A 12,708-nucleotide genomic window follows, 5' to 3' on the forward strand; every position below is an offset into this window, starting at 1 on the left:
CGGCCCGGTCCGGCGGCCCGGGGCGGCCGCCTAGCGTGGACGGTGAAGGGAGTGGAGCCTGATGACCGTCTTCGCACCGATCCGTGAGCCGGGGCCGCTGCCCGCCGCAGGGTCTGCCGGGCCGCCCTTGGTGCTGGCCGTGCACGGCAGCGCCGTCCCGGCGGCGGTGCGCACCGTGACCAGGCTGTGCTCCCGGCTCGACGCCCTGACCGGACGTCACCCCGTGGTGGGCCACCTGGACGTGCAGAGCCCCTCGCTGGCCGAGGTGCTCGGGCAGCTGACGGGCGAGGCCGTAGTGGTGCCGCTGCTGCTCGGCGACGGCTTCCACCGCGCGGTGGACGTCCCGGGCGTGGTGGCCGCGGCCACCGGAGTACGGGCCGTGGTCACCCCGGGGCTGAGCGGCGCCGCCGCCTCGATCGGACTGGCGCTGCACGGACGGCTGCGGGAGGCCGAGGAACGGGCCGGCGGCCGGGCCGACGCCGTGGTGGTGGCCGCCGCCGGCTCCACCCGCCCGGGCGGCAACGACGGCGCACTGGCCGCCGCCGCCCAGCTGGAGCACCTGCTCGGCGGCACCGTCCCGGTCCGCACCGCCTACTGCTCCGCCACCGCACCCACCGTCCCGCAGGCGGTCGACGCCCTCCGGGCCGAGGGCCACCGCCGGATCGCGGTCGCCGCCCACCTGCTCGCCCCGGGCCGCTTCACCGCCGCCCTCCCCGCCGCCGGCGCCTGGACCGTCACCGCCCCGCTGGCCGACCACCCCCTGATCGCCCGCGCCGTTCTGCGCCGCTACGCGCTCGGCGCGGCCGCGCTGACGCACGGCTGAGGGCGCACCCCGCCGGGCGGAAGTGGTCACCCCAGGGGCGCGAGGCTCTGCTGACCTGCGGCTCCGCCGCGCGGGCGCGCTGGGGAACGGCAGCACGTGCGCCTGGCTGACGGTGCTTCAGTTGCAGGTGAGCCGCCTTCCGGCTCGCGCAGTTCCTCGCGCCCCCGGGGTGACCATGAGCCGATAAACGTTTGGCCTCGAAGGAACGTCCCGTGAGAATGGCCGTATGAGTACCCCACAAGGTCCGGTCGCGGTACCGGAGTTCGTCCGTGAGTACGCCGCCGGCCGGCCCCTGCGGGCCGTCTGGGAGAACGAGCTCGGCGGGCTGACCTTCCAGGTCGGCCTGGCGGAGCGAACGTTCGTGAAGTGGAACCCGGCGGGGAACACCATCGACCTGTCCGCCGAGGCGGCCCGGCTGACCTGGGCGGCGAAGTACGCCACGGTGCCCCGGGTGCTGGAGCAGGGGGCGGACGAGGGCGGCAGCTGGTTGGTCACCGAAGGCCTGCCCGGGAGTTCGGCCGAGGACGAGCACTGGCGGCGCCGGCCGGAGCAGGCGGTGCGCGCGCTCGGGGCCGGGCTGCGCCGGCTGCACGAGGCGCTGCCGGTGGCGGACTGCCCGTTCGACTGGTCGGTGCCCACCCGGCTGGCCTCGGTGCACGCCAGGGTCGCCGCCGGACTGGTGGAACCGGCGTGCTGGCCCGATGAGTTGGCGTACGTGGGCGGCGTGCCGCGGGCGCTCGAACTGCTGGCGGACGCCCCGCCGGTGGACCGCCTGGTGGTCTGTCACGGCGACGCCTGCTCGCCCAACACCCTGATCGGCGAGGACGGCACCGCCTCCGGGCACGTCGACCTGGGCGACCTCGGGGTGGCCGACCGCTGGGCCGACCTGGCGATCGCCACCTGGAGCACGCGGTGGAACTACGGGCCGGGCTGGGAGGAGCCCCTGCTGGAGGCCTACGGCGTCGCGCCCGATCCGGAGCGCACCGCCTACTACCGGCTGCTCTGGGAGCTCTCGGACTGAACACCGGGCCCCGCCGCGCGGAGAGCGCGCGGCGGGGCCCGGCCGGGGCCCGGCCTGGGGTCAGCCGGTGACGCTGGGCAGGCCGGTCTCCAGGTGGCCGGTGAAGCGCTGGGACCAGGTGGAGTCCGAGCTGACGGTGACCGTGAAGTCGTACCAGCCGTTCTGGTGGGCGACGGCGTTGAAGTAGTCGCTGGTGTTGCCGCCGGGCTGGACGGTGTAGGTCCACGGGCCGTCGGTGCGGTAGTTGTTCGGGGTGACGGTGAAGGTCACGGCCGAGGTGCCCGCGTTGTCGAGGCGGAACCAGAGGGCGAGCTTGCCGGTGTCCGGCGCGTTCGCGTACGAGGCGGTGACGGTGACGGTCTTGCCCGCCTTGGTGGCGTCGCCCTTGAAGCGGCGCAGGAAGCGGTTCGGGCCGGTGACGCTCAGGTCGTAGGGGCCGTTGCCGAAGTTGGTGCCGCAGTTGAAGAAGTCGCTGGTGGAGCCGGCCGGGTCCACCGTGTACTGCCACGGGCCGCCGCTGCGGTAGGCGTTGGCGTAGGCCGCGAAGTGGGTGGCGCTGGTGGCGGCGGCGCCCTCGTTGGCCATCTTGATCCAGACCTTCATCACCCCGTTCGCGCCGAACTCCAGGTGGTCCAGGTTGGCGTTGGGCTGGTACGGCAGCGCGCGGGCCGGCCGGGTGCCGGGCTCCTGGAGCGGGAGCGCGTTGTTGGTCGGGGCCGGGTTCGGCAGCGGGCCGCAGGTGGACTGGCCGATCACGAAGGAGGTGTCGGGCAGTGCGGGCATCCCGTAGACCGGGTGGGCGAAGTCGAACATGCCGGTCAGGTCGCCGGTGACCTTGCGCCGCCAGGCAGAGATGTTCGGGCAGACCGCGGGCTTGCCGAGGGCGGCCGTCCAGCGCTCCAGGAAGCGCAGCACCGAGGTGTGGTCGAAGACCTCCGAGGAGACCCAACCGCCGCGGCTCCAGGGCGAGATGGCGATCATCGGGACCCGGAAGCCGAGGCCGACCGGCTGGCCGTTGTAGAACTCCCCGGGCGTCCCGGCGACCGGCACTGGCGGCGGCACGTGGTCGAAGAAGCCGTCGTTCTCGTCGTAGTTGAGGAACATGATGCTGGAGTTGAAGACCGCCGGGTCGGCGTTGAGCGCGTCCATCACCAGGTGCACGAAGTGCGCGCCGTCGTTCGGCGGCGCGTAGGGGTGCTCGGAGGAGGCCTCGTCGGCGACCACCCAGACCACCTGCGGCAGCGTCCCGTTCAGCACGTCGGCGCGGATCGCGGCGGCGATGTCGTCCGGGGTCTTCCCGGTCACCTTCGGGACGGAGCCCATGCCCTTGACCTTGAGCGGGCTGCCGGCCGGGGCGTCGGTGAACTGCTTGAAGTAGGCCAGGGCGTTGTCGCCGTAGTTGTCGGCCGCGTTCTGGTAGAGCTTCCAGCTGACCCCGGCGGTCTCCAGCGCCTCGGCGTAGGTCTGCCAGCGCAGGCCGGACTCGTCGCCGCCGTTGTAGGCCGGGCCGCCCGCCTTGCCGTCCGGGTCGATCTGTCCGCTCCAGTGGAAGGTGCGGTTGGGGCCGGTGGCGCTCAGCGTGGAGCAGAAGTAGGCGTCGCCGACGGTCCAGTTGTCGGCCAGCGCGAAGTGGAACGGGATGTCCTTGCGGTTGAGGTAACCGAGCGCGCGGACACTGGACTTGGCGGCCACCCAGTTGTCCATCTTGCCGGTGTTCCAGGCGCTGTGCTGGTCGTTCCAGGAGTGCGCGAGGTCGCCGTTGCACTGGGCGAGGCGCTCGGGGGTCTGGCCGCCGGCCGCCTTGGTGGCGCTGAACAGCCACGGGTACTGGCGGCCCGTCCCGTTCGGCTGGTTGAAGACGCTGAACCCGCCCGGGATCTGGATCGCGGCCCGGTCGCCGAAGCCCCGGACTCCCTGGAGGGTGCCGAAGTAGTGGTCGAAGCTCCGGTTCTCCTGCATCAGGATCACGATGTGCCTGGCGTCGGTCAGCGTGCCGGTGGCGTCCAGCCCGTACTGCTCCGCCGCCTCGGCCGCCCCGCCGCCGACCGTGGCCGACCCCGCGACGGCCGCCCCGGCCGCCGCGGTCGCCGACAGTGCCATGAACTTCCTACGACTCAGCTCGGACATCCCGCAGCCCGTCCCTTCGCTCCACAGAAGCCGCTGATGGTGGCCGGTGTTGTCTGCACACGTTGTGTGCACGCCATCGGCCGAGCGGAATCTTTGCGCAGGTCGCGGCCGGTGGCCATGACTTTCCATCAAGGCTTGTTGGACTGTTCAACGCCCGGTCGCCGGGCGAAGGCGAGATGAACGCGAAGCGGTACGGCGGCTCAGAGCCCGCCTCCGCAGCCGGCACCCCCGCAGCCCGCGCCGCCTCCGCAGCCGAAGCCTCCGACGGCCCCCGCCGCCTCCCCGCCCCGGCCGACGGGCCCGGCCGGGCTCCCGGGCAGCGAGGGCAGCCACCGGTGGTGCTGCCAGGGGAAGAGCGTGACGGCGGCCCACCAGGACGGGAAGGACACCCGGTCGCCGGTCGCGGCGCACTCGGCCTCGGTGGCCTCGCAGGCCGTGCCGTACCACTCGACCGCCTGGGTCCGCTGCGTGCGCAACTCCAGCAGCCCGTGCTCCAGTTCACGGACCGTCAGCCGGGCGGCGGTGGGGTCCGCCTCCGGCGGCACCTCGGCGTCCCACCGGAAGACCCGGACCGGCCCGAGGGCGGCCGGGGCCAGCAGCCCCCAGACCGGACGGTCCGCCCCGGCCCGGAAGCGCTGGGCCCGGGCCGTCCGGAGGGCCGCCTCCCGGCGCTCCCGGTGCTCCGCCAACCGGGCCGCGATCTCGGCCGCGACCGGTCGGTACGCCTCGTCGGCCCGTGTGGCCGCGACCGGCCCGCGGCCCAGAGCCCGGATCACCCGGCCCCGCGCTCCCGGCGGGCGCGTCGCCGCCCGGTGCCGTTCGGCCGCCCCGGCCCACCGCTCCAGCTCCTCCCGGGTGCCGGGCACCACCGTCGCCCCGGGTGCGCCGCTCCGCTCCGTCCCGGCCTCGCGCACCGGGTAGCGGCCGTCCTCCGGGGCACCGACCTCGATCAGGATCCGCTCCTCCACCGTTCCCCACCCTCCGTCGTACGGACCACGGGCGTGGTCAGTCCTTCACGGTGATACCCAGGGCCTGGGCGAACTGTGGCGCCAGTTCGAAGAGTTGCGCGGATCCGAGGATGGCTCCGCGCAGTCCGTGCGGGCCGTCGGTGAGGCCCAGCGAGCGGGCGCCGCGGAAGTCGGCCTGCTTGAGCACGGCGCCGCTCAGCCGGACCTCCTCCAGGGTGGAGCCGGGGAAGGAGACGTCGGTGAGCTTGGCCTCGCCGAAGTCCACGTCCCGCAGCAGGCAGTCCTCGAAGACCACGTCCCGCAGCACCGCGCCGCGCAGGTTGACCGCCTCCAGCTTGCACTGGCGCAGCACCACCCGGCGCACCGCCGAGCCGTAGGCGGTCAGCCCGGCCAGCACGGTGGACACCAGGCCGGCGTCCTGCCACTCGCTCTCCGCGCAGTCCACCGCCACCCAGCGGCTGCCCTGCACCCAGACCTCGTTGAACCGCGTCTGCCGCAGCCGCGCCCCGGACAGCTCGGTGCCGGTGAAGGCGCACTCCAGGAAGCTCCCGCCGCCGGCCGAGACCACCTCCAGCGGACCCTCGAACCGCACGGTGTCGTAGCGGTCGCCGCGCAGCGGGCCGCTGTGCGGGACGAGCAGGTGCGCGTAGGGCAGGTCGTCGAGCCGGTCGGGGACGGACTGCACGGCGGGGGCCTCCTGGGCTGACGGGGCGTTACCGGGCGAAGGCCGGGTTGCCGGTCCACCAGTTGCCGGGGGCCTCGGGGTCGCGGCTGCTCCAGTACTCCACCACGGCCTGGACGAACTCCTCGGGGTCGAGCGTACCGTTGCCGTCCAGGTCGAGCCGCGAGAAGGCCAGGTCGGTGTCCTCCCGGGTGAGGTCCGGGAAGTGGCCGCGCTGGAAGGCGTAGAACTCCTCCCGGTCGACCACCCCGTTCCCGTCGGCGTCCGCGACCGTGAGGAAGACCTCGGCCAGCGCGCCGACGGTGGCCCGGGCGGCCGCCGGGTCCTCGGCCAGGCCCAGGGTGCTGGTGATGAACTCCTCCCGGCCGATCTCGGTGGCGCCCGCGGGCAGGGTGGGCAGGTGCAGCTCGCGCCAGATGTGCAGGTAGGCGTCGACGATCCGGTCCTCCTCGGCGGAGCCCTCCGGGTGGCCGAGGGAGCGGGCGCTGTCGCGGCCCATCAGCACGTGGTCGGCCTCGGTGAGGCGGCCGTCGCCGTCCCGGTCCAGGTGGTCGAAGCCGTAGGCGATCTTGTCGCGGAGCAGGTCGCCGGTGGTGGCGGGCTCGGTCATGCGGTTCCTCCGGTGGGGTTCTGGTGGACGGGGTGCCCGTGGGACTCCAGGGCCAGGCCCAGGGCGACGGTGGCGGCGCAGACCAGGCCGGCCGCCAGGGTGCCGTGCTCGCCCAGGAAGGTGCAGGCGAGCACGGCCACCGAGGCGGCCGGCAGCAGGGCCTGGCCGAGGCCGGTCTTGACGTGCCGGGAGTGCAGCGCCCAGACCGTGAGCAGGAAGAGCGCGGTGGGGACGGTGACGGCGGCGGCCGCCGGGACGGCGGTGATGTGCGCCTTGTGGGTGGCGTACTCGATCGCCACCTCCAGGCCGGCGCCGATCGCGGCGGCCGAGCCGAGCACCACGTAGTGGCCGTAGCCCCAGAGGAAGGAGCGGCGGTTGGAGGTGAGGATGTGGTGCACCGGGCGGGCGAAGTAGATCCACCAGGCGGAGAAGCAGATCAGGATGCCGCCCGCGGCGATCGGGATCAGCTCGTCCAGCGCCTCGTGCTCGTCGATCGCGGCCTGCATCGCCAGAGTGGCGGCGGCGACGGTCTCGCCGAGCACGATGATGGTGAACAGGCCGTACCGCTCGGCGATGTGGTGCGGGTGCCAGTTCGACTGGGTGCGCAGTTCGGCCAGGGCCGGGACGGAGAGCTCGGCCACGATGCCGAGCGGCAGCACCCAGGTGAGCGCGCTGTCCGGCACCAACAGCACCAGCACCCAGCCGAGTTGGCAGATGGTGATGCCGATCGCGTAGCGCAGCGCCATGGTCCGCGCCCCGCCGGTCTCGGAGGCGGCCGCGCGCAGCCACTGGGTGACCATGGCCAGCCGCATCACCAGGTAGCCGACCACGGAGAGGGTGAGGTCCCGGCTGTCGAACATCCGGGGCACCCCGGCGGCCAGGATCAGCACGCCGGTGATCTGGACCAGGGTGGTGACCCGGTACGGCACGTCGTCCACGTCGTAGGCGGAGGCGAACCAGGAGAAGTTCATCCAGGCCCACCAGATGGCGAAGAAGGCGAACGCGTAGCCGTACAGCCCGGCGCCCAGGTGGCCCTCGGCCAGGTCGTGCGCCAGCTGCTTCCCGGCCTGGGCGACCGCCACCACGAAGCAGAGGTCGAAGAAGAGCTCCAGCGGCGTGGCCACCCGGTGGCTCTCGTGCTTGCTGCGTGCGGTCATCCGCCGGAAGGCGGGTTGGGAGGGGAGGTCTGTGCTCATGGGGCCACCTGGGCGCTCGGCGTGGTTCCGGTCCCCGTGATCCTGACAGTCCGTCACGCCCGGCGCACGCACCCCGGCGACACGCGGACCGTCCGGCTCGCACCCCTTCTGTCCTGCTGTCAGCGCCAGTTGACGGTGGAGTGCGCGAACCGGGTGAACGGACCGCCGGAACCCGGGCGCGCCCCGCGCCGGGGGTCGGTTCCACCCCGTTTGGCCGGATAGATTCCTCCGCAGTGGCAAGGACGACGCGGGCGGACTTCGGGCAACGCGGAAGGTCAAGGCCGGTGGCGGAACACGGGGGCGGGCACACCGCGCCCCCGTGCCGTCGGCCTCGTGATCACCGCGCTGCCCGGCAGTGCCGCCGCACGTCGGGGTGCCGCCGCACCGCCATGCCCGGCTCCGGCCGGGCCGGGGCGGTGCGCGGCGGCGGTCGCCGCCGCGCGGTCCGCCCCGTGGCGCGGGCTACTTCTCCCAGCCCACCTTGGTGATGTCGGTGCTCGCCAGGCTGCCGGCCCCGAAGTTGGCCAGGCCCTTGCGCACCGCCACGATGCTCGGGCGCTGGTAGAGCTCCAGGGTGTGGGCCAGCTCCCAGATCTTGGCGTCGGCCTCGTTGTAGAGCTTGTCGGCCTCGGCCCTGTCCAGCGTCCCGGCGGCGGTGCGCAGCAGGGTGTCGATCTCCGGGGTGGCCAGCTTGGAGTAGTTCCCGAACACGTTGTCGCCCTGCGGGGCGCGGTAGTTGGGGACGCCGGCGGAGAGCGGGAAGGAGCCGGTGTTCCGCCAGCTCGCCAGGTCGAACTTGCCCTGGTTGATGTACTTGGCGAAGTACTCCTTGCTCGGCACCTTGTCCAGGGTGAGCTTCACGCCGACCTGCTGGAGCATCGACTGCACGGCGGCGGCCATGTCGAGCTGGGCCTGGGCCGAGCCGTCGCTGAGCACGTAGTGCAGCTCCAGCGCGGCACCGTCCTTGGTGCGCGGCTGGCCGGCCGCCGGCTCCTTCCAACCCGCCTTCTCCAGCAGCTCCTTGGCCTTGGCCGGGTCAGCCTTGGCCCAGTCGCCGGAGTTGTTCCGGTAGCCGCTCTGGTTGGTCATGTAGAGGTGGTTGTCGAGCGGCTTGAACTCCACCGGCACGCCCGCGTTCACGATCTTGATCAGCGCGGTGCGGTCCAGCGCCTTGGTGAGCGCCTGACGCACCGTCTGGTCGGCCAGCGCGCCGTTGCCGCCGAAGGAGATGTGCACCTCGTCCCACGGGGTGCCGGTGCGGATGACGCCGTCCTTGGCGTCCTTCAGCTGGCCGTAGGCGGTCGCGGTGCCGGCCGAGGCGTAGTCCACCTCGTTGTTGAGGAAGGCCTGGGTGATCGCGGAGCTGGCCAGCACCCGGTAGATGATCTTGTCCAGCTTGGGCTTCGGGCCCCACCACTCCGGGTTGGGCACCAGGGTGATGGTCTGCGCGGTCTTGTTCAGCTCCCCGATCTTGAACGGGCCGCTCCAGACCGGGACCTTCTCGACCCAGCCGTCGTTGAACGCCTCCGGGGTGGAGATCCCGGAGGCCGGCAGCAGCGGGTTGAAGAGGTTCTGCCAGTCCGCGTACGGCTTCTCGAAGGTGACCTTCACCTCCAGGGCGTCCGCGCCCTGCTCCACGCCGGAGATCTGCTCGTAGCCGGAGGAGTCGGCGATGTTGTAGGCCGGGTCCTTGCCGTTGGTGGCCTTCCAGACCGCCTTGAAGTCCTCGGCGCTCAGCGGCTTGCCGTCCGACCACTTGGCCTTCGGGTTGAGCTTGTAGGTCACCACCTGCGGCGACTTGGAGGTCACCTCGGCCGAGGCCAGGTACTCCGGCACCGGGGTGAAGACGCCCTTGGCGTCGGTGCGGAACAGCTGGGCCTGGGTGTAGCCCATGATCTCGACCGCGTCGCCGTACCGGCCGTCCACCTGGTACGGGTTCCACTGGGTGATCCACTGCTGCAGCGGAGGGTGGAACTCGCCGCCGTCCCTGATCTTGTCCAGCGGCTGCGGGTTGTTGTCCTCCGCGTCCTGGGTCGGCACCACGTTCTTCGCCACGTCGCCACCCGAGCCGGAGCCGGCCGAGCTGCAGCCGGTGACGGCGAGCGCCACGGCGGCGGCGAGCACGGCGAGACGGCGTAGGCGGGTGCTGGTGATGGAGTCCATGGGGTTCCCCCGGGAGATAGAGATTTTGGGTGCCGCCAGGTGTGGCGGGAGTTGAACGTGGGCAGCCAAGCGGTGTTCGGCCAGCAGAACGTAACAGCGGATCAGTGCTTCTACCAGGGGGTCTCGTCCACACCTGATCAGACCGACACGTGGCGCAATACGGCGGCAACGTGCACTTCGTAGTGCGCTGGAACACTGATCCAACCCACCTCAGAACAAAGGTAATTCGTCATGTCATCCAGGGTGCCGAGACCCGGCTCCGGTGGTGCGCGGTGATCCGCTACATAGCCAAGCGGCTCGGCTACCACGCCGTCCTGCTGGTCGTCGCCGTCTTCCTCGCCTACGCGCTCGCCAGCGCCGCGCTCGGCCCCCGGGCCTACTTCGAGGCCAAGCAGCCGCGCCCCTCCGCCGCCTCGGTGGACCGCCAGCTGACCGAGCTGAACATCAACGACCGCACCCCCGTGGTGGAGCGCTTCGGCACCTGGGCCGAGGGCCTGGTGTTCCACGCCGACCTCGGCCGCACCATCCACGACACCTCGGTGAACGAGGACTTCGGCCGGCGGATCTGGGTCTCGCTGCGGCTGCTGCTGGTCGGCAGCCTGCTCGGCATGGTGCTCGGCGTCGCGGTCGGCGTCTGGGGCGCGGTGCGCCAGTACCGCTTCTCCGACCGGGCGTTGACCCTCACCTCCTTCGTGCTGCTCTCCACCCCGGTCTTCCTGCTGGCCCTGCTGCTGAAGAACGGCGCGATCGCCGCCAAGGACGCGGCCGGCCACGAGGTGATCCCGTTCACCGGCTACGAGACCCCCGGCCTGACCGGCGGCATCGGCGCCCACCTGGCCGACTGGGGCCTGCACCTGCTGCTGCCCACCCTCTCGCTGGCCCTCGGCGGCCTGGCCGTCTACAGCCGCTACCAGCGCGCCACCATGCTCGACGTGCTCGGCTCCGACTACCTGCGGACCGCCGAGGCCAAGGGCCTGACCAGGCGTCAGGCCCTGCTCAAGCACGGGCTGCGGACCGCGATCATCCCGATGACCACGATGTTCGCCTACAGCTTCCTGGGCATCTTCACCGGCGCCGCCTTCACCGAGACCATCTTCGGCTGGCACGGCATGGGGGAGTGGTTCATCCAGGCGATCAACGAGCAGGACATCAACTCGGTGGTCGCGGTCAACCTGTTCGCCGCGGTGGTGGTGCTGGCCTCCGGCTTCCTGGCCGACCTGCTCACCGCCGCCCTCGACCCCCGGGTCAGGTCCTGATGACTGCCGTGCTCCCGCTCGCCCCGGCCGAACCGGCCGCCCCCGCAGGCCGCTCCCGCCTGGTGCTGCGCCGCCTGCTGGCCGCCCGCGGGGTCGTGATCGGCGCCGTCACGGTGCTGCTGCTCTTCCTGCTGGCCTTCCTCGGCCCGTACCTGACGCCCTGGGACTACGCCGCTCCGGACTACACCGCGCTGCGCCAGCCGCCGTCCGGCCAGCACTGGTTCGGCACCAACGGGCTCGGCCAGGACGTCTTCGCGCAGACCGTCCGGGGCCTGCAGAAGTCCCTGGTGATCGGCCTGCTGGTGGCGGTCTTCTCCACCGTGCTGGCCGGCCTGGTCGGCGCCTGCGCCGGATACTTCGGCGGCTGGGCGGACCGCTGCCTGACCTTCCTGGTCGACCTGATGCTGGTCTTCCCCAGCTTCCTGATCATCACCATCATCTCGCCCCGGCTGAAGGGCTCCGGCTGGATCGCCTTCGTCGTCCTGCTGGCCGTCTTCAACTGGATGATCACCGCCCGGGTGGTCCGCTCGATGACCCGCTCGCTGCGCGAGCGCGAGTTCGTCCGGGCCGCCCGCTTCATGGGCGTCCACCCCCTGCGGATCATCCTGCGCCACATCCTGCCGAACGTCGCCTCCTTCCTGATCACCGACGCCACCATCACCGTCGGCGGCGCCGTGATGAGCGAGGCCGCCCTCTCCTACTTCGGCTTCGGCGTCCGCGCCCCCGACGTCTCGCTCGGCACCCTGCTCGCCGCCGGCACCGACCAGGCCCCGGTCTTCCCCTGGCTGTTCTACTTCGCCGCCGCCCTGCTGGTCCTCTTCGTCCTCGCCGTCAACCTGATCGGCGACGGCCTGCGCGACGCCCTCGACCCCACCTCCCGGAGTTCCCAGTGACCACCCCTCTGCTCGAAGTCGCCGACCTCGCCGTCGACTTCGGTTCTCAGCCGGCGGTCCGGGGCGTCGACCTGACGCTGCGTCGCGGGGAGACCCTCGGGATCGTCGGCGAGTCCGGCTCCGGCAAGTCGGTGACCGCGCTGGCCGTGCTCGGCCTGCTGCCGGGTGCCGCACGGGTCAAGGGCTCCGTACGCCTCGAAGGCCGCGAACTGGTCGGACTGCCCAGCCGTGAACTCGCGGGCCTGCGCGGCAACAAGGTGGCGATGGTCTTCCAGGACCCGCTCTCCGCCTTCACCCCGGTCTACCGGATCGGCGACCAGATCGTCGAGGCGATCCGGGTGCACCAGAAGCTGGACCGGGCGGCAGCCCGTACCAGGGCCGCCGAACTCCTCGACCTGGTCGGCATCCCCGACCCCCGCCGGGCCCTGGACTCCTTCCCGCACGAGTTCTCCGGCGGCATGCGCCAGCGCGCGATGATCGCCATGGCCATCGCCAACGACCCGGACATCCTGCTCGCCGACGAGCCCACCACCGCCCTGGACGTCACCATCCAGGCCCAGGTGCTGGACGTGCTGCGCACCGCCCAGCGGGAGACCGGCGCGGCCCTGGTGCTGGTCAGCCACGACCTCGGCGTGATCGCCGGGATGGCCGACCGGGTCGCCGTGATGTACGCGGGCCGGGTGGTGGAGACCGCCCCGGTGGACGAGCTCTTCGCCCACCCCCGCCACCCCTACACCCTCGGCCTGATCGGCGCGGTGCCCCGGCTGGACGGCGCCCGCGGCGCCCTGGTGCCGATCCCCGGCCAGCCACCCGCCCCGGGGACGCTCGGCGGCGGCTGCCCGTTCGCCGACCGCTGCCCGCTGGTGGAGGACCGCTGCCGTACCGAGGAGCCCGCGCTCACCGGCGACGGCGACCACCTCGCGGCCTGCCTGCGCGCCGACTTCCTGGCCGGGACCCGCCCGGCCCCGC

11 protein-coding genes are annotated in these 12,708 nt (G+C 72.5%); 5 read left to right on the forward strand and 6 right to left on the reverse strand.

Annotation, left to right across the window (positions count from 1 at the left end):
- Positions 1-61 precede the first annotated feature (61 nt).
- Positions 62-823 carry a sirohydrochlorin chelatase gene (locus tag ABD946_RS20780; protein ID WP_345285737.1) on the forward strand — a complete coding sequence of 254 codons (762 nt, stop codon included), beginning with the start codon at positions 62-64 and terminating at the stop codon, positions 821-823.
- Positions 824-1,049: 226 nt separating this feature from the next.
- On the forward strand, positions 1,050-1,844 hold the full coding sequence (locus tag ABD946_RS20785; protein ID WP_345285739.1) for an aminoglycoside 3'-phosphotransferase: 795 nt from the start codon (positions 1,050-1,052) through the stop codon (positions 1,842-1,844).
- A 60-nt stretch (positions 1,845-1,904) separates the two neighbouring features.
- Here the strand turns inward: ABD946_RS20785 and ABD946_RS20790 are convergent, their stop codons facing one another.
- The 6 genes from ABD946_RS20790 to ABD946_RS20815 all read right to left on the reverse strand — a co-directional run bounded on the left by ABD946_RS20790 (position 1,905) and on the right by ABD946_RS20815 (position 9,590).
- Entirely contained in the window at positions 1,905-3,971 is a 2,067-nt protein-coding gene (locus tag ABD946_RS20790) for a phosphocholine-specific phospholipase C (protein ID WP_345285741.1), read from the reverse strand.
- A 200-nt stretch (positions 3,972-4,171) separates the two neighbouring features.
- Complete coding sequence (locus tag ABD946_RS20795) at positions 4,172-4,939, reverse strand: hypothetical protein (RefSeq protein ID WP_345285742.1); 768 nt, start codon at positions 4,937-4,939, stop codon at positions 4,172-4,174.
- A 37-nt stretch (positions 4,940-4,976) separates the two neighbouring features.
- A complete protein-coding gene (locus ABD946_RS20800; protein ID WP_345285743.1) occupies positions 4,977-5,624 on the reverse strand; it encodes a pentapeptide repeat-containing protein in 648 nt (215 codons plus the stop codon).
- Between the two features lie 28 nt (positions 5,625-5,652).
- A complete protein-coding gene (locus ABD946_RS20805) occupies positions 5,653-6,231 on the reverse strand; it encodes an EF-hand domain-containing protein (protein ID WP_345285745.1) in 579 nt (192 codons plus the stop codon).
- Positions 6,228-7,427: a low temperature requirement protein A gene (locus ABD946_RS20810; RefSeq protein ID WP_345285747.1), complete on the reverse strand. Its 1,200-nt coding sequence runs from the start codon at positions 7,425-7,427 to the stop codon at positions 6,228-6,230. Before ABD946_RS20810 ends, ABD946_RS20805 begins: the two co-directional genes overlap by 4 nt.
- Positions 7,428-7,889: 462 nt before the next feature.
- Entirely contained in the window at positions 7,890-9,590 is a 1,701-nt protein-coding gene (locus ABD946_RS20815) for an ABC transporter family substrate-binding protein (RefSeq protein WP_345285749.1), read from the reverse strand.
- A gap of 272 nt (positions 9,591-9,862) precedes the next feature.
- On the opposite strand from ABD946_RS20815, the gene ABD946_RS20820 reads away from it, so the two are divergent.
- The 3 genes from ABD946_RS20820 to ABD946_RS20830 form a co-directional block, all read left to right on the forward strand.
- Positions 9,863-10,846: an ABC transporter permease gene (locus ABD946_RS20820; protein ID WP_345285751.1), complete on the forward strand. Its 984-nt coding sequence runs from the start codon at positions 9,863-9,865 to the stop codon at positions 10,844-10,846.
- The gene (locus ABD946_RS20825) at positions 10,846-11,739 is read left to right on the forward strand and encodes an ABC transporter permease (RefSeq protein WP_345285753.1); all 894 of its coding nucleotides are present in this window, start codon (positions 10,846-10,848) and stop codon (positions 11,737-11,739) included. Before ABD946_RS20820 ends, ABD946_RS20825 begins: the two co-directional genes overlap by 1 nt.
- On the forward strand, positions 11,736-12,708 hold a 973-nt coding region (locus ABD946_RS20830), incomplete at its 3' end, for an ABC transporter ATP-binding protein (RefSeq protein WP_345285755.1). The genes ABD946_RS20825 and ABD946_RS20830, both read left to right, overlap by 4 nt.

Origin of the sequence: Kitasatospora albolonga (assembly GCF_039535905.1) — a bacterium.
Classification (GTDB): Bacteria; Actinomycetota; Actinomycetes; order Streptomycetales; family Streptomycetaceae; genus Kitasatospora; species Kitasatospora albolonga.